Origin of the sequence: Desulfofundulus luciae (assembly GCF_030813795.1) — a bacterium.
Taxonomy (GTDB): Bacteria; Bacillota; Desulfotomaculia; order Desulfotomaculales; family Desulfovirgulaceae; genus Desulfofundulus; species Desulfofundulus luciae.
Map to the genome: position 1 here is coordinate 1 of NZ_JAUSUX010000016.1, position 17,286 is coordinate 17,286.

17 protein-coding genes and 1 other annotated feature are annotated in these 17,286 nt (G+C 54.6%); of the genes, 1 reads left to right on the forward strand and 16 read right to left on the reverse strand.

Annotation, left to right across the window (positions count from 1 at the left end):
* Nucleotides 1-84: 84 nt before the first annotated feature.
* From J2Z49_RS10000 to ileS, 5 genes are all read right to left on the reverse strand, one after another.
* The gene (locus tag J2Z49_RS10000) at nucleotides 85-816 is read right to left on the reverse strand and encodes a sporulation protein (RefSeq protein ID WP_307402699.1); all 732 of its coding nucleotides are present in this window, start codon (nucleotides 814-816) and stop codon (nucleotides 85-87) included.
* Between the two features lie 36 nt (nucleotides 817-852).
* A complete protein-coding gene (locus J2Z49_RS10005) occupies nucleotides 853-2,121 on the reverse strand; it encodes a (Fe-S)-binding protein (protein WP_307402701.1) in 1,269 nt (422 codons plus the stop codon).
* Nucleotides 2,118-3,500, reverse strand: a complete 1,383-nt coding sequence (locus J2Z49_RS10010) for an FAD-binding oxidoreductase (protein WP_307402703.1) — start codon at nucleotides 3,498-3,500, stop codon at nucleotides 2,118-2,120. The genes J2Z49_RS10005 and J2Z49_RS10010 overlap by 4 nt, the downstream gene beginning before the upstream one ends.
* Before the next feature lie 139 nt (nucleotides 3,501-3,639).
* Entirely contained in the window at nucleotides 3,640-3,957 is a 318-nt protein-coding gene (locus J2Z49_RS10015) for a hypothetical protein (RefSeq protein ID WP_307402704.1), read from the reverse strand.
* Between the two features lie 754 nt (nucleotides 3,958-4,711).
* Nucleotides 4,712-7,495, reverse strand: a complete 2,784-nt coding sequence (gene ileS, locus J2Z49_RS10020) for an isoleucine--tRNA ligase (protein ID WP_307402706.1) — start codon at nucleotides 7,493-7,495, stop codon at nucleotides 4,712-4,714.
* A 66-nt stretch (nucleotides 7,496-7,561) separates the two neighbouring features.
* Nucleotides 7,562-7,803: a binding site (T-box leader), on the reverse strand.
* 403 nt (nucleotides 7,804-8,206) lie between these two features.
* On the opposite strand from ileS, the gene J2Z49_RS10025 reads away from it, so the two are divergent.
* Complete coding sequence (locus tag J2Z49_RS10025; RefSeq protein ID WP_307402708.1) at nucleotides 8,207-9,058, forward strand: flavodoxin family protein; 852 nt, start codon at nucleotides 8,207-8,209, stop codon at nucleotides 9,056-9,058.
* A gap of 81 nt (nucleotides 9,059-9,139) precedes the next feature.
* On the opposite strand, the gene J2Z49_RS10030 is transcribed toward J2Z49_RS10025, so the two are convergent.
* The 11 genes from J2Z49_RS10030 to J2Z49_RS10080 form a co-directional block, all read right to left on the reverse strand.
* The gene (locus J2Z49_RS10030) at nucleotides 9,140-9,442 is read right to left on the reverse strand and encodes a DUF167 domain-containing protein (protein WP_307402798.1); all 303 of its coding nucleotides are present in this window, start codon (nucleotides 9,440-9,442) and stop codon (nucleotides 9,140-9,142) included.
* A 15-nt stretch (nucleotides 9,443-9,457) separates the two neighbouring features.
* The gene (locus tag J2Z49_RS10035) at nucleotides 9,458-10,156 is read right to left on the reverse strand and encodes a YlmH family RNA-binding protein (RefSeq protein WP_307402710.1); all 699 of its coding nucleotides are present in this window, start codon (nucleotides 10,154-10,156) and stop codon (nucleotides 9,458-9,460) included.
* A 108-nt stretch (nucleotides 10,157-10,264) separates the two neighbouring features.
* Nucleotides 10,265-10,528, reverse strand: coding sequence for a YggT family protein (locus J2Z49_RS10040; protein ID WP_307402712.1), 264 nt, complete (start codon nucleotides 10,526-10,528; stop codon nucleotides 10,265-10,267).
* 12 nt (nucleotides 10,529-10,540) lie between these two features.
* Nucleotides 10,541-11,371: a pyrroline-5-carboxylate reductase gene (proC, locus tag J2Z49_RS10045; RefSeq protein WP_307402714.1), complete on the reverse strand. Its 831-nt coding sequence runs from the start codon at nucleotides 11,369-11,371 to the stop codon at nucleotides 10,541-10,543.
* A 5-nt stretch (nucleotides 11,372-11,376) separates the two neighbouring features.
* Nucleotides 11,377-11,823, reverse strand: a complete 447-nt coding sequence (locus J2Z49_RS10050; protein WP_307402715.1) for a cell division protein SepF — start codon at nucleotides 11,821-11,823, stop codon at nucleotides 11,377-11,379.
* On the reverse strand, nucleotides 11,801-12,523 hold the full coding sequence (locus J2Z49_RS10055; protein ID WP_307402717.1) for a YggS family pyridoxal phosphate-dependent enzyme: 723 nt from the start codon (nucleotides 12,521-12,523) through the stop codon (nucleotides 11,801-11,803). The genes J2Z49_RS10050 and J2Z49_RS10055 overlap by 23 nt, the downstream gene beginning before the upstream one ends.
* A gap of 19 nt (nucleotides 12,524-12,542) precedes the next feature.
* On the reverse strand, nucleotides 12,543-13,478 hold the full coding sequence (locus J2Z49_RS10060) for an HlyD family efflux transporter periplasmic adaptor subunit (protein WP_407650082.1): 936 nt from the start codon (nucleotides 13,476-13,478) through the stop codon (nucleotides 12,543-12,545).
* Between the two features lie 101 nt (nucleotides 13,479-13,579).
* Nucleotides 13,580-14,239, reverse strand: coding sequence for a phosphate signaling complex protein PhoU (gene phoU / locus J2Z49_RS10065; RefSeq protein WP_307402721.1), 660 nt, complete (start codon nucleotides 14,237-14,239; stop codon nucleotides 13,580-13,582).
* Nucleotides 14,240-14,317: 78 nt separating this feature from the next.
* Nucleotides 14,318-15,079 (reverse strand): phosphate ABC transporter ATP-binding protein PstB, encoded by a 762-nt coding sequence (gene pstB / locus J2Z49_RS10070; RefSeq protein ID WP_307402722.1) that lies wholly within the window; start codon nucleotides 15,077-15,079, stop codon nucleotides 14,318-14,320.
* A gap of 92 nt (nucleotides 15,080-15,171) precedes the next feature.
* On the reverse strand, nucleotides 15,172-16,563 hold the full coding sequence (gene pnpS, locus J2Z49_RS10075; RefSeq protein WP_307402724.1) for a two-component system histidine kinase PnpS: 1,392 nt from the start codon (nucleotides 16,561-16,563) through the stop codon (nucleotides 15,172-15,174).
* A 4-nt stretch (nucleotides 16,564-16,567) separates the two neighbouring features.
* A complete protein-coding gene (locus J2Z49_RS10080) occupies nucleotides 16,568-17,278 on the reverse strand; it encodes a response regulator transcription factor (RefSeq protein WP_307402726.1) in 711 nt (236 codons plus the stop codon).
* Nucleotides 17,279-17,286 lie beyond the last annotated feature (8 nt).

The window sequence follows — 17,286 nt, forward strand, 5'->3', positions numbered from 1 at the left end:
GCAATTTTTAAGTATTCCGCTAACTAAGATCCTTGATTTTACTGGGTTTCCAGCTTCGTTGGAAATGTATGGGGCGCTAAAGTTTCAAACTTGAGTTTCACCAATACACTGGTGAGCCGGCGTACCATCGGATCGGAACATTTCCTGATAGGGAATGAAAAGGGTGAAATAATTATCGGCATCAAGATTGCCTAACAGGTCAACCTTTGCCTTCATGTGAATGCGCAGTCCGTCCTCTTCGTTTACAAAAATCATTTCAATGTGTTCAATGTGGCGAAAATCGGTGGGTGTACCGGGACCGGAACAAAATTTAAATACTTGCTGCCGGGAAGTAGAGGTAAGGCCACAGGAGGCAAAGCCCAAATGCCAGGACAAGGCTTCCCATACGGCAGTGATGGCCGGGGAAGGCCTTATGGTCAGTTCGATCATGCGGGTGACATCGGGGGCAAAGGCAATCACCACCTGTACACGCAAAAAACAACGGTGGTGATCACTGCTGATGACCAGGTTCAAGGGCAGGTGCAAGGTGAAAGGCAATTCCAATACTTTGCCCGGATCTACGGTCATTTCCCTGGCCAGGTCCATTTTGACCGCGGTTTCCCTTTGCCGGTGACGTCTCTTCTCCCCTTCCTCTCCCTCATGCCATTCCTCCAGTAATTCCAGCCGTATCCCCTTGATGCGCCGGGAAGTTTTTACCGCTTTTAAAAGAACTTCCCCTTGTATCGTCCCTCCCTGGACATACTCCAGGGAGGACAAGCGCACATCCAGGGAGAGATCGGGGAAAACTTTCCTTTTTAAGTTATCCCATAAACTCAAAAACCCCCACCCTCCCCCCAGTAAATTGACCTTTTGTTAATTATTCGCTGTGGGGGCAACCAATTCCTGCCGTTGGCAAACTGAAGGTAAGGAAAGGGAGGCGTTGGCTGGGCCGTACACCCGGCTCAATAATTCCAACGTGTGCAATACGGGAATAAAAATACCCGCCTGGTTCAGGCCGTACTCAATTTGCAGGCGGCAGGAAGGACAGCCCGTAACCACCGCTTGAGCACCGGTAGCCCTGATGTTTTCTACCTTACGCCTGAGTATTTTCATGGAAAGCTCGTAATAGGTAAGACCGAAGGAACCCGCCGAACCACAGCACCAGTCGCTCTCAGCCATTTCTTTGAGGGAAAGCCCCGGAATAGCGGCCAGAATTTTTCTCGGTTCCGACCAGATACCCTGACCCCGTTTCAAATGACAGGGGTCGTGGTAGGTGACAACCAGGGGCAACTTTCCGGCAGGTTCCCGGAAGCCAACCGTATGCGCCAGAAAGTAAGATATATCCTGAACCTTGGAACTAAAGTCCCCTGCGGCATCTTCCCCAAGCAACTCTCCGTAACTTTTCAACATCTCGCCACAGGTAGGGCAATCAGTAACGATGTAATCAACACCCGTTTTCATAATACTTTCCACATTGCCCCTGGCCAGTTCGCGCACTGTCTGGCTGTCTCCGGCAGCCAGGGCAGGCATCCCGCAGCAGTACTGCTCGGGAAGCACCACCTGGACGTTGTTTTCGGTTAACACGTCCAGCAAGGCCGAACCCGTCTGATGATACACATACTGAGTCATGCAGCCGGTGAAATAAGCAACCAAAAGTGAAGGTTTTCCCAGCTTTTTTATGCGTGCCAACCGCCTGAAAGGGGCTACACGAACAGGCGGCAAAAGGCCTTCTTTTCTGGTCAAACGCAGGCCCGTCGCCCGGTAAGCTGCTAAAACCCTGGCTAACAGTTCTAGCCTGTGATTGTAGCGCAAAACGTTGCGCAGAATGGACTTCTTGATGAAAGGTAGCCCTTGTTTGCGCACCGCCTCCTGCCTGGCCCAGAGGACAAGCTTGTCCACCCTTACGCCGTTCGGACAGTGAGTAACACAGGCCTTGCACAGGAGACAGCTTTCCATGATCTCCCTAAACCGCCGGGAAAAATCAATTTGACCTTCTATAGCGGCATTGGCCAGTTGTACCCTGGCCCGGGCCACCCAGGGCTCGCCCCCCATCTCGGAAAAAACGGGACACACTTCCCGGCACGACCCGCATTTACTGCAGCGGTTTATCTGGTATTTGGCGGCACCGGCGTCATCGTTCAACTGCTGATCCCTCCGAAGATTTTGCCCGGGTTCAAAATGCCCAGGGGATCCAGGGCTTCTTTAATCCGTCGCATCACTGCTACACCGGCTTTGCCAAACTCCATCTCCAAAAAGGGAGCTTTGAGCAGGCCTATTCCGTGTTCACCGGAAAGCGTGCCGCCCAGGGAAAGGGCCAGTTTGAACATTTCCTCAATCGCCGCTTCCGCCCGTTCCATTTCCTCCGGGTTGCTTTTATCGATCAAAATATTGGGATGCAAATTGCCGTCCCCGGCATGGCCAAATATAGCAATGATCAGGTTGTACTTGCGCGCAATTTCCCTGATCCCCCTGATCATAGCCGGAATATTGCTCCGGGGGACGGTGGCATCTTCGGAAATTTTGGTGGGCTTTACCTGCACTACGGCCGGGGAAACGGCCTTCCTTGCCCTCCACAGTTCTGCCCCTTCCGCTTCTGTTTCGGCCACCTTCACCCTGGCGGCACCGTGCTGCCGGCACAGGGTGGCTATGGTCTTGACCTGGCCGGGCAGGGATACAGCCGGGCCGTCCACCTCCATCAAAAGGATGGCTTCCACATCAAGGGGCAAACCGGCATGCAAAAAATTTTCCACGCAGCGAATGGTCACATCGTCCATTATTTCCAGGGCCGCGGGAATAACCCCGGCGCCAATTATGGCGGTGATGGTCCCGGCTGCCTCTTCGATGGTTTTAAAGTCCGCCAGGATGGTTTGCCTGGCCTGGGGTTTCGGGAGCAGGCGCAAGTTAGCCCGGGTGATGATGCCCAGCGTACCCTCGGAACCTACGAAAAGACCGCGCAGATCGTATCCGCTGGCATTTTTTACGGTCTCGCCCCCGCACTGAATTACTTCCCCGCTGGCTAGAACCACCTGGACACCCAACACATAATCCCTGGTCACGCCGTATTTCAACCCCCGGGGGCCTCCCGCGCACTCGGCAATATTGCCCCCAATGGTAGAGACATTGGCACTGGAGGGATCGGGTGGGTAAAAAAGTCCCATATTTTCCACCGTTTTGTGCAGGTAGGCGGTAATGACACCGGGCTCCACCACGGCCAGCATCTCAGCGGGGTCTATTTTAACAATCCTGTTCATCGCCGTCAGGTCAATGACCAGGCTCCCTTCCAAAGGTACGGCACCACCGCTCAAACCGGTTCCGGCCCCCCGGGGTATCACGGGAATTCTTTCTCGAGAAGCCAGTTTCATCACCGCCGCCACCTCTTCGGTTGACGAAGGGCGTACCACCACCCCGGGAACACCGGTCTTAAAAGTGCCATCGTAGGAATAGCAAAGGCAATCTTCCGGGGCGGTAAAAACTTTTTCTTTGCCCAGGATCCTTTTCAGGTGTTTAGCAAGATTTTTCATGCTCCTATACCTTTCCAGCAAGTAAAGTCCCCATTACCCCATTCCCATAACCAATACGATGTCACCTGACCTTATCCTGCTTTTTTCTCAAAGCACTTTAGAAATAAAATAACCTGCCGGGAAGGCAGGTTTAATTCGGTTAAGCCGTCACCCGGAATGAGCGGGTGGATTCCAGGGGTTCTACCACTGTTACTCGAGAGCCATGTTCGGCCGCCCAGAGGATCTGAGATACGAGGCTGCCCACATCTCCTTCCCGAACGGCTTTGATTGGCAAAGCCAGGGGAAGGCAGAACTCCGGGCGGTCACCATAGCGCAGGCAGACTTGCAGGTGCAACCGCTCACCCACGGAACGAAGCGGGGCCACGCGCGTTATCCGCCCATCCCGGGACGACAGCTCGGCCTGCACCTGAGCCAGCAGGGCATCAAGGCTTGGCTCCCCCAGACCACTGCTGTACATAAAGACACCTCACTTTTCCTGCTCTGGGCTTTTTTCTATTATATTAAGTTGAGCTATGGCGGGTAAATTTTCTGAAGGCCAATAACAAAAATGAACCACTTAAATGACGGCAGAAAAAGTTTAATGGTTAAACTTTGAGGATACTTGCTCAAGTAGTATCCTCTTTATGCCATTCACCTGACTTTAAATCAGTTTAAAAGGCAAAATATAATATGGTTTTATTTACCATCGAATTTGTTGCATATAAACGGGTGAAAGGGCAATAATACTACCAGCAGGGTCGGTAATGGCCGAGCCAAGACTGCTACAGGGTCGCAAATGGCTCTGTAGCAGTCGGCCAAAGGTTGATATCGGGTCGCACAGGCTCGATACCAGCCGGCGGGCAGATCAATGGATGTTCCGGCAGGCTCGGCAGCAGTCCGAAGGGCTGCTGCCGGGTCGTAAGGGATATCCATTGATCGAGCTAAGATCAGTACAGGTGCCGGATTATTTTTGTCTACTACGACTAAAATTGAGAGGTCTGGTGCAGCCGAGAGACTGCATCAGGCTTCCCAGGTATCTGTACTGGTCGAGCAAAGGTCATTACGGGTTCCGTAATGGTCCGCGGTAACCGAAAGGTTACCGCGGGCTATGCAGGGATGCGTAATGGCTGTAGCGCAGGTCATTACCGGCTCGAAGTAGAAACCCTTCTCCAATGGAGAAGGGTTTCTTATTTTCCAGCGGTTTTAAAACTGGTGGTGCGCCGGCCCCGTGTTCACTCCAGTGTTCCTACGACGTCCACACAGCGGGGGCAAAGGGTGGGGTGATCCGGGTGCCGGCCGACTCCAGGATGGTACATCCAGCACCGCTCACATTTTTCTCCCGGCGCCCTTTCCACCGCTACCGCCAGCCCGGGGATTATTTCAGAAGCCACCGCCTTTTCCGGCAGATCCCCGGTCCATTTTTTTAGCTCCACGGCCGAAACGATGAAAATTGTAGGCAGATCCTGGGCCCTGGACAGAAAATCGTACATTTCCTCCCGGGCGTACAGGACCACTGCAGCCTCCAGGGAGTTGCCAATCACTTTTTCCCGCCGGGCCGCCTCCAGGGCCCGGGTGACCTCGCCCCGCACCGCCAGCAGGCGCTCCCACTTGGCCTCCAGTTCCACATCCAGGTAATCCTCATTCACCTGGGGCATGTCGGTTAGCTGGACACTTACCGGCGCATCCTTTTCTTTGGGGGCATAGCGCCAGATTTCCTCCGTGGTAAAGGCCAGAATGGGGGCAAGCAAACGCACCAGGGCATGTAATACCTGGTAGAGCACAGTCTGGGCCGCCCGGCGTTCCAGGGAAAGGGCGGGGGTGGTGTATAGCCGATCTTTAATCATATCCAGATACAGTGCGCTCATATCAGTGGTACAAAAGTGATGAATGGTATGGAAAACCACATGGTACTCGTAATCCCTGTAAGCAGCCAGCACCCGCTCCATCATCCGGTGCAGGCGCAAAAGAGCCCAGCGATCCATCTCGGGAAGCCGGTCATAGGGTACCTGGTCCCCGGGCTCGAAGTCATACAGGTTGCCCAACAAGAATCGGCAGGTATTGCGGATCTTGCGGTAGGCCTCGGTCATTTGCTTTAAAATGTTTGGCGATACCGCCAGATCTCCCCGGTAATCGGCGGAACTCACCCACAGGCGCAAAATATCGGCCCCCATCTGATCGATTATTTTCAGGGGATCGATGACATTGCCCAGGGATTTGCTCATCTTACGGCCCTGCTCATCAACCACGAAGCCATGGGTCAGCACCGCCCGGTAGGGAGCCTGACCCTTCACCGCCACCGCCGTGGACAGGGAACTGTTAAACCAGCCACGGTGCTGGTCGCTGCCTTCCAGGTAGAGATCCGCCGGCCAGCGCAGTTCCGGCCAGATGTCCGGCTGCTCCAGCACGCCCACGTGGGAGGTGCCGCTGTCAAACCAGACATCCATTATATCGGTTTCCTTGGTAAACTCGCCGGCCCCGCAGGACGGGCATTTGAACCCCGGGGGAAGCAGTTCCGCCGCTTCCCGCATAAACCAGACATCCGAACCGTACTCCTTGAACAATCCCTGCAGGTGGGATATGGTTTCTTCAGTAATAATTTCCTTGCCGCAACCAGCGCAGTAAAAGATGGGTATGGGAACGCCCCAGGTCCGCTGCCGGGAAATGCACCAGTCGCCGCGGTTGGCCACCATATTGTAAATGCGCTCTTCTCCCCAGGCCGGGATCCAGCGCACCTGGCGGATGGCTTCCAGGGCTTTCTGGCGGAAGCCCTCAATAGAGGCAAACCATTGTTCCGTAGCCCGGAAAAAGACCGGCCTTTTACAACGCCAGCAGTGGGGGTACTGGTGGTTTATGGTATCGCTTTTAAGCAGTTTACCCCTGGCCCTTAACTCGGCAATGATGCCCTCGTTGGCGTCCGTATAAAACTGTCCGGCAAACTGCCCCGCTTCCCCGGTAAAACGCCCCCGGCCGTCAATGGGAGACAGGATGGGCAAACCGTAGCGCTGCCCCACCAGGTAGTCTTCGTGACCGTGACCAGGAGCAGTGTGCACGCAGCCGGTACCGGCATCCAGGGTGACGTGGTCCCCTAAAATGACCAAGGAATCCCGTTCAATAAAGGGATGCCCCAGAACCACGCCCTCCAGGTCGCTGCCGGCAAACTCTTCTTTAATGGTCCAATCATTGAGTCCCACAGCCCGGGCAAAAGAAGGCAGCAGTTCTTTAGCCACCACATATTCCTCTTCCCCGGAGGCCACCAGAACATAGGTAAAATCGGGATGCAGGCAAACGGCCACGTTGGCAATTAACGTCCAGGGGGTGGTGGTCCAGATGACCACCTGGCTGCCCGCCGGCAAACGCCCCTTTCCATCCTTTACGGGAAAACGAACATAGATGGACGGGGACTTTTTATCCTGATATTCCACTTCCGCCTCAGCCAGGGCCGTTTCACAGGTGGCACACCAGTAAACGGGTTTTAAGCCTTTGTAAATGTAACCCCGGCGGGCCATTTCCCCGAAGACGCCAATTTGCGCCGCCTCATAGTGGGGCATCAGGGTGAGGTAGGGATGCTCCCAGTCTCCCCGCACGCCCAGGCGCTTAAACTCCTGCCGCTGGACGTCCACAAATTTCAAGGCGTATTCCCTGCACTTGCGCCGGAACTCCACCGGGTGAACAGCATGCCGGTTTAACCCCAGGTTTTTAATGGCCTGCTGTTCAATGGGTAACCCGTGGGTATCCCAGCCGGGCACATAGGGGGCATCATAGCCAGCCATGGAATGATATTTGACCACAATATCCTTGAGTACCTTGTTCAGGGCAGTCCCCAGGTGGATGTGCCCGTTGGCGTAGGGCGGCCCGTCATGCAGGATAAACTTGGGCCGCCCGGCATTTTTTTGCTGTACGAGGCGGTAAATATTAATTTCATCCCAGAATTTTAAGATCTCCGGTTCCCGCTGGGGCAGATTGGCCCGCATGGGAAAATCGGTTTTGGGCAGGTTTAAGGTCTGGCTGTAATCCATCAGTAACCACCCCAGTTTACGTATAATAGCTCAAGTGTGTCCGGCTAAAATAGAAAAAACCCCGCCCCAAGGGACGGGATCTTCCCGCGGTACCACCCTTATAGACAGGTTAACTTTCCCTAACCTGTCCCCTCGTTTTGCCGGTAACGGCGGCCAGCCGTCCGGGCCTACTAAACGGGGATAACCCCGCCGTTCAGCCGGCACCTCCCGGGTGATTTTCGCCATGGCTTCCTGTACCCGGTTTCCAGCTTCCCCGGGCTCTCTGCAACAGGAGGGACCTGGCTACTCGTCCCGTTCACAGGCTTTGCATCATAAACAACAAGTATTATACACAAAAAACAGGGATCAGGTCAACACGCCTGGTGACGAAAAGAAGGACTGCCCCCACTATGTGGCGAATATTTAATATGAGACCGCACACTCCTTTAGTTTGCCTTTTGGTGTTTTTGGGGCGAGGTCTCATTTCTTTTTTCGGGGGGTCGTTCTCCTTCTGGTACCTACTTAAATTTTACACGGCCGATTATGTTATATCCTCAATCAAAGACGGTATAATTTCAATAAAGATTTTAATCGTAAGGAAAAATGGAGAGGCCATTTAAAAAGAGGAATTTTCTTGAAAACAGATAATTAACCTGTATACGCACCGTTACTTGAAGTAGCAACAACGGTTTTCCTACTTTCGTCAAAATCTGATCGGGAGGTTCGCAAACAATGGCCACCATACTTGGTATCTGCTGTTCCCGGCGTCCCCTGGGAAATAGTGAGGTGCTCTTACGGGAAGCCCTGGACGCGGCGCAAAAAACCGGTGCGGCCGTATCCTTTTTACGCCTGTCGGACCTGCGGTTTGAACCCTGCCGGGGTTGCCTGGCCTGTGTCTACAAGGGGTCCTGCGCCATCAAAAATGACGACCTGGGGGTTTTACTGGAGAAAATCCTGGAGGCTGACGGGTTGATCATTGCCGCGCCCACCTATATCCTGGGTCCAGCAGGCATAGTCAAGCTGGTAGCGGACCGGGCTCTAAGTCTCTCCCCTCACCTGGAAGAACTGGCCGGTCGCGCCCGGGTGGCCACCACCATTAGCGTAGCCGGCAACAGGAAATGGAATCCACTGGGAGTGGAACTCCTGAACCTTTTCCCCCTGGTCTACGGCTACCGGGTTATTGATTATCATGAGGCCTATGCTCCCGGGCCGGGGGAGGTGCTGCTGGAACAGGCAAACGTTGCCCGGGCCCGCGAGTTGGGCCGGCGGGTAGCCCGGGCCCTATCCGGAGAAATCGAGGCACGTCCTCCGGAAGAGCAGCAGTGCGGCAACTGCTATAGCCGCGCCTTTCGCCTCAGCGGGCAGGATAGGGTTACCTGTGTGGTATGCAACACCACAGGACGGCTGGTCCCGGATGAAAAGGGAGCCTTGCGTTTTTTACCCGACCCGCCGGGCCCCTATGGTCATTTCTGGACGGCAGAACATCGCCGCCACCATCTGAATGACTGGATTGTTCCCAGCCGCGACCGTTATTTGGCCCGGCGGGAGCTAATTAAGGAACTTCTGGCCAGGTATAAAACGTGAGTGGAAGAGGTGATACGCCTCCTTAACACGGTGCATCACCTCTTCCACTCTTTTAAAGAACAAAGCTTTTGGTTGACGCGATTAGCCAGGCCTATCTTTGGCTGCCATCAAAGAGCGCACCTTTTCCACAGAAACCCCCTGTACCCGCACCAGCTTGTTACGCCCGGTGTACCCGGCTACGATTTCCACCCGTGCCCTGGGCACTCCCAGCAGCCGGGCCAGAAAATCCCGGCAGGCTTCGTTGGCCTCCCCTTCCACCGGGGGCGCCGTCAAACGGACCTTCAGGGCGTCTTCAAAAATCCCGGCCAGTTCATTTCTGGCCGCCCGGGGCTGAACGCGAACTTTAAAGACTACTGCTCCCTTTTCTTCCCGCAGGAAGATCATCAACCCGTCACCCCATTAAACATACCGGTGCAAAATAACCGCCAGGCGGCCGCTTTTAGTGGTTCCCGTAACCCTGGTTACCTGCACCCGGCCGCGTCCCCGGGCGGAAATAACGTCTCCTTCCTTCACCGGATGGGAAACATCACTGCAGACCTGCCAGTTTATACTTACCCGTTGGGCGGTAATCTCCCGAGCCATGCGGGTGCGGGAAGTGCCAAAACCGGCAGCAGCCACCACGTCCAGGCGCAGGGAAGGCACGGTGGCCTTGATTTCCCGGATCCGTCGGGGAGGAGGGCAGAGTTGCTCCCTGGCAATCTGGTGCACGGTCACGGGGATGCGGCCCACCCGGGCAAGCTGGGACTGGATAAAGGGTGCTATCTCGCCGGTGACCACCACCTGGGCCTGGTCGTTATGCAGGAGGATGTCCCCAATTTTCTCCCGGCGCAAGCCGAGGGCCAGCAAAGCCCCAAGAAAATCCCTGTGGCTGAGTCCCTGATCTCTAAAGGAACCCTGGATGGACAAAAATGCCAGATCCCACTCCTCTTCCCGGGGATCGAGATAATCGGGATAAATAAGAATACGCACCCGCTCGGCACCGGGGTAACCACCATCACTTTGCGCCGCCAGATCGGCCACTTTTTCCAAAGCCTTAAGCACCAGACCGGCATGATGGGGATCAAGGAAATCCGTTACGCGCGGTTGGCGGGTACGCAAAACTCCCTGCACCAGGTCACAAAGCCTGGCCAGAAGTTCTTTTTCCTCTTGGGTTTGGGCACGGGATAGAAGAAACTCTTTATCCAGTACTTCCTCACTCCTTCAGGACTACAACCCCAGGGCCCGGATCACGTTGAGAATTATCTGGCGCAGCAATTCCAGGGCAAAAAAAGCCACTAGGGGTGAAAAATCCAGCATTCCCACGGGGGGGATAAAGCGCCTGAAGAAACCCAATACAGGTTCGGTAATCTCATAAACGAAACGGATCAGAGGATGGTAGGGGTTATGACGAATAAAAGACAAAATAATGCGGATAAAGATCAGCCAGGCATAAACCTGGAAAGCCACGTTAATAATGCGTTCTAAACTCATAGTGCTCTCCTTTTATTTTAATCCACTGGACATTTCCCGGGAGCGGCGGGTAGCTTCTTCCACCGCCCGCATGAGGGTTACCCGCAGCCCTCCTTCTTCCAGGGCATAGACACCGGCAATGGCCGTCCCCCCTGGCGTGGTAACCATATTTTTCAGGCGGCCGGGATGCTCGCCGGTTTCTAAAACCATCCGGGCCGCTCCCAGCATGGTCTGGGCGCTGAGCAATAGAGCCACATCCCGGGGTAGGCCCACCCGCACCCCGGCATCGGCCAGGGCCTCCAGGATAACATACATATAGGCAGGCCCGCTGCCGCTAAGCCCTGTCACGGCGTCCATCAGCCCTTCCGGCACTTCTACCGCCCGGCCGACGCCACTGAAAATAGCCATGGCCCGTTCCCGATCCCGGGCAACGGCGTAGGTGCCGAGACAAAGGGCACTGGCTCCGGCTCCCAAAAGGCAGGGCGTGTTGGGCATAACACGGACCACCGGCACCGGTTGGGCGAGAAAACTTTCAATGAACTGGGTGGTAATACCGGCGGCAATGGAGATTAGAGTCTGATGGGGCTGGAACAGGGCCCCCGTTTCCTTCAAAACCTCCTCTACTACCTGGGGCTTGACTGCCAGAATAACCACATCTGTTTCCTTTATCAGATCCTTGTTGTCCTCCCGCGTATGTACACCCAGCTCCCGGTGCAATAATTCCAGCCTTTCCCGGCGGGTATCGCTTACATACAGGTTTTGAGCCTGGATACCGCTTTTTATCAATCCTGTGAGCAAGGCCTGGGCCATGGCCCCGCCTCCCAGGCAACCAATTGCAAGCCCTGTTAATGGCAAAAGGAACACCCCCGTTACTGGTCCATCCAGGAGAAAATCCTCCGTTCCCCAAATTCTTTAATGTCGCCGGCTATATCCATATTACTGGGCACAAAGAGAAAAATACCGTTGCCTACCTTTTGCATGCTCCCGTTCAGAGCGTATGTAGCTCCGCTGACAAAATCCACCACGCGCCTGGCCAGCTCGCTCTCAGCCCGCTCCAGATTAACCACCACCGGCCGGCGGTTTTTTAAATGTTCGGCTATGCTCTGCACATCTTCAAAGGCCCGGGGTTCGGCCACAATGACCCGCACCTGGCGCTGGGTGTGCAAGCTGAAGACCTGCCCTTTGCGCTTGACCTGGGGTACGGTTTCTTCATCCCGGAACCGTTCCTCCCGGAAGCGCTCCTTTTCCTCTTCCTCCGGAGGCTCTTCTTCAAAGCCCATAAAACCGAGGACCTTATCCACCAATTTTTTCGCCATGGTTATCCCTCCTTGGATTTGGTCGGGGTCCAAAAATGGCGCTACCCACTCGAATTATATTTGCCCCTTCCTCTACCGCCACCCTAAAATCGTTGCTCATACCCATAGATAAAAAATCCAGCGGTAACCCCGGCAGCTCTTGTCTGAGCCAGCCAGCCATTTGATATAATTCTCGAAAGATCGGTCTTACCCCTTCGGGATCCGGAACCAGGGGAGCAATGGTCATTAACCCGCGCACGCGGATACCGGGAAGCTCCGCCACCCCGACAATAAAGTTCCTCACCTCCCCAGGGGGTAGACCGTATTTGGTTTCTTCCCCGGATATATTTACCTGCACCAGCACTTCAACATTTAAGCTCCGCTCCTGAGCCCGGCGGCTGATTTCCCGGGCCAGGCGCCAGCTATCCAGTGAATGGATCAGGTGAACCCTGTCAATGATATATTTAACCTTATTCGTTTGCAGATGGCCGATAAGGTGCCATTCCACATCAACCGGCAGTCGGGGGTGTTTGGCCACCAATTCCTGCACCCGGTTTTCCCCAAAGGCCTTTACCCCTGCTGCCATAGCTTCCTGCATCATGTCCACGGGAACGTTTTTGGTTACCGCCACCAGCTTAACCGAACCGGGATCCCGGCCAGCCTTTTTAGCTGCCTCCGCGACCTGCTCAAGTACAAGGCGCAGATTTTCTCTGATTCCCAAATATCCTTCCCCCCAGCACTCATTCCAGCTTGTCTCCTTCCCGGACCCACAAGGGGTTGGTCACGTAACGGGTGCGGGCAGATAAACCGCGGCCGGAAATGACCACCCGCCCCGGCGTCCTGCCGAGAATCTGAACGGGCACCCAGGTGGCCCGGCGCCGGGAAATGATATAAACACCGGGTTGCCCGCCCCGCTCCACCACGGCCCGGAGAGGGACCACAAAACCGGCCACTTCTCCCGCCAACAGCTCCAGCTGGACCTGGCGCTGGTGGACCAGGTCTCCGGGATAAACGGATAACAGAAAGAGCATCTCTTCTCCGGTAATTTTCTCTAGCCGGGCGCGTATTGGGCGTCCCTGCCACAGAACGACCACCGGCTGCCCGGGGGACCATTTTCCAGACCCGGCTTCCTCCCGGGGAACCCGACACCAGTACCACATGCCGGACAGGTTATCCACCAGCTTGCCTACGGGCTCCCCTTTTTCCACCCGGCTACCCGTACCGGGGGAAGCGGGCTCTGCCCCCAGTTTTTCCACGGCCTCCATTTCTAATGCATTGCCAGGCCGCAATACCTTTTCCAGTCCATCGATATGGCTGCAGAAAACTCCTCCCCGGGGTGCATGTACAACCACTTTTTCCCCGCCGGCACCATTATCGGCCAGGAGGATCTCTGCCACCGCTCCCCCGGCCCGCACCCGCTGCCCATCGCCTACCAGCAGCCTTAACTGACCCCGCCCTGGCGAGGGAAGCAGTTGCTCTTCCTTAATCAACCAGCCAGCGGTGGTAATGGTACGGGAAACCTTGCCCTCTTCCAACCATTCCACCTTGACCAGGCGTGTCTCGACCAGGTACCAGGTGCGGTTTCCCAGCCACCAGAGGAAAAAAAGAACTACCAGAGAAAGGATCGACAAAGGGAATATTTTTCTGGCCCGGAGCAGGGAGATCAACCCCGTCACCTGCCAAGATTCAGATAGAGATGCATAACTTGTCTTATTCGACGGCTCTTGGTGCAAATCCTGCGAAAAAAGTACCGGCAACTGGCGCCTGGCTGAGAAAATTAGTTTAGTTCCCGGCGTTCACCCGTGACCAGGTAGATAACCGCTTCCCCGATGTTGGTGGCGTGATCGGCTATCCTTTCCAGATAGCGACTGACGTAAAGAAGGTAGGCCGATTGCATTATCGTTTTGGGATTCTCCATCATGCCGTTGATCAGTTCCCGGAACACTTTGGCAAAAATATAGTCCACTTCGTCATCCAGGGCACACATCTCCCTGGCCTTTTGAACATCACCGTTAACATAGGCATCCAGGCCATCCTTGACCATCTGCTGGGCCAGCCTTCCCATTTGGGGGATATATTCCAGGCATTTTACCGTCAAAGGCTGCCCGCTTAAACACATGGTGGCCCGGGCGATATCCACCGCATGATCGGCCATCCGCTCCAGACTCAAAAGAATCTTGATCCCGGTGATGGCCACCCGCAAATCCCGGGCAATGGGTTGCTGGGTGGCAATTAATTTTACGCATTTATCTTCAATTTCCAGGTAAAGTTCATCGATCATCTCATCGCCCATGATTACCTGGGCCGCACTTGCCACGTCGAGCTTGACCAGAGATTGAACCGCATCATAAATGGCCTGTTCCACCAAACTGGCCATGCGCAGGATATCCTGCTGGAGCTCCGCCAGGGCTTTATCAAAGGAAGAACGGGGACTCACCGACATCCCTCCCGGAAAAACATGTTTTGTTTTCGTCCTTTGCGCCAACAGTCGCGGTGGACCGGCAAACGCAAAATACTAACCAAACCGACCAGTAATATAATCTTCAGTTCGCTGATCCTTGGGACGGGTAAAGAGTTCATCCGTCGTCCCCCATTCCACCAGTTCGCCGTTTAAAAAATAAGCGGTAATATCCGAAACCCGGGCGGCCTGCTGCATATTGTGGGTCACAATCACAATGGTATAATCTTTCTTCAGCACCTGGATCAGCTCTTCTATTTTGAGAGTGGAAATGGGATCCAGGGCAGAACTGGGTTCGTCCATCAGTAACACTTCCGGTTCAACCGCCAGGAGACGGGCAATACACAGGCGTTGCTGCTGACCACCGGAAAGGCCCAGGGCCGATTTAAATAAGCGGTCCTGCACCTCATCCCACAGGGCCGCGTCCCGCAGGCTCCTTTCCACAATTTCGTCCAACAGCCGCTTATTCTTGATACCGTGAACCCTTGGTCCGTAAGCCACGTTATCATAAACCGACATGGGAAAAGGATTCGGACGCTGGAAAACCATCCCGACCCGTTTGCGTAAGTAAACCACATCCACATCGGGGGCATAGATATCATGACCGTCCAGTAAAACCGTTCCCTCTATCCGCACTCCCTCGATAAGATCGTTCATCCGGTTTAAAGTACGCAAAAAGGTTGATTTACCGCAACCGGAAGGACCAATAAGGGCAGTGATTTTGTTGGCCTTTATATCTAAATTAATATCTCTCAGGGCGTGAAAATCTTTATAATAAAGGTTTAAATCTTTAACAGCAATTTTCACGTGTTCCTCCATCGGGCACCCCCCTAAGTCACCTCTTTTTTGTCATTGTGGCCCATTCTAACAAAGGAATGTTAATCATGGTTTACAAAAAGGTTATTTTTTGATTAACGGGATGCCGGTTCAGCCAGGGGCAGGGTAAAGTAAAACAAGCTTCCCTTCCCAGGGGTGCTTTCCACCTCAATCTTGCCGCCATGGGCGCGGACAATATGTTTCACAATGGCCAGGCCGATACCAAAACCCCCCAGTTCCCGGGAACGGGCTTTATCCACGCGGTAGAAACGTTCAAATATACGGGGCAGGCTTTCAGCAGGAATGCCAATGCCGGTATCTTCCACCTCTACCCTCAACTGATCCTCCAGGATCATGGCCCGGATGGTTACGCTGCCCCGGGGTGGTGTATATTTAATGGCGTTGTCCAGCAAATTAATTAACACCTGAGCGAGCATATCGGGATCACCATATACGCTGGGCAGATCCCGGGGCACTTCCAGGGAAAGGGTGAGCGCTTTCTCCTTTGCCTGCGGCCGGAACAGGGAAGCCACGCGGTTGATAACGTCCACCAAATTTACCGGCTGCCAGCGGTGCACCACCCGCCGTTCCTCAATCTTGGAGAGATCCAGCAGGTCATCGACCAGACGGGTCAGACGTTCGGTTTCCTTATTCACTATTTCTAAAAACTGGCGGGCAGTTTTTGGATCATTCAGAGCCCCGTCCAGAAGGGTTTCTACGAAACCCCTGATGGAAGTTAACGGAGTACGCAGTTCATGGGAGACATTGGCCACAAACTCCGTACGCATCTGTTCCAGTTTTTTGCGTTCGGTAATATCCCGCAGGACCACCACTACCCCCCCGGTTTCTCGGCCGGAGCCTTTTAAAGGAGTGGCATGGAGGCGAAAAATGCGAGGGTCGGAACCGGCCCCAAAAATTTTCACTTCCTCGCTGGTGGGTTTTTGCGTCTCTAGAGCCTTGCGCAAGAGGCGCTCAACGTCATAGTTTCGGATAACTCCCAGGATTTTTTTTCCCAGGCAGGTTTCCTGCCTTAAGTCGAATATTTCCTCTACCACCGGGTTTATGAGCAGCACGCGACCATCCCGGTCCAGGGCAATTACCCCGTCGGCCATGCTGTCCAGAATGGCGCGAGCCCGGTTCCTTTCATCGGTGATCATGCCAATAGTGTTCCGCAGTTGACGGGCCATGTCATTAATGCTGCGGGCCAGTTCTCCTATTTCATCCTGGGTATAAATATGCAGTTCCCGGTTCAGGTTGCCCCGGGCCATATCCCTGGCCGCGGCAATGATTTCATTTAACGGGCCGATGACCCTCTGGTATAAAAGCCAGGCCAGTAATACCGATAGGGGCAGGATAATAAATAAAGCTCCTCCTACGCTCAGTTTTTTAGCGGCATAAAGCTGCAAAAGGGCAAAAAAGATGGCCATTAGAAAAAAATAACTGACCACCGGCCGCCAGGAAATACCCCGCAGGAAGTTTAGCTTCACTCTTTTAAGGCACCTCCCGGAAGCGATAACCCACTCCACGTACCGTTTCAATATACTGGGACGCGTTGGGCACCTGTTCCAGCTTTTGACGGATATGGCGTATATGCACATCCACCGTCCGGGAGTCCCCGGCGTAATCGTACCCCCAGATCTGTTCCAGCAGGTATTCACGGGAAAATACTTTTCCCGGTTCACTGGCCAGAAACCGCAGTAATTCGAATTCCTTCGGAGTTAGGTCTTGTTTAACGCCGTCCACGGTAACCAGGAAACGATCCGGGTCAATTACCAGCCGCCCGCGGACCAGCTTTCCCCCCGGGGGGCGAGCACCCCTTCCTTCGCCCCCCACAGGCGCCCGGCGCAACCGGGCTTTGACCCGCGCCACCAGCTCCCGCGGGCTAAAAGGCTTGGTGACGTAATCGTCGGCTCCCATTTCCAGACCCAGGATCTTATCCAGCTCCTCCCCCCGGGCACTGATCATGATCACCGGAATATGCCGTGTTTCAGCCTCCTGCTGCAGGGTGCGACAGACCGCCAGGCCATCCTGTCCCGGCAACATCACATCCAGCAGGATGAGATCGGGCCGCTGGGAGCGTGCCATTTCGATGGCGGTATTCCCGTCCGTGGCGGCTATTACCTGGTAACCTTCCTTTTCCAGGTTAAAGCGGATCAACTCCACAATATGCTCTTCATCATCCACAACCAGGATTTTAGCCATATACTTGC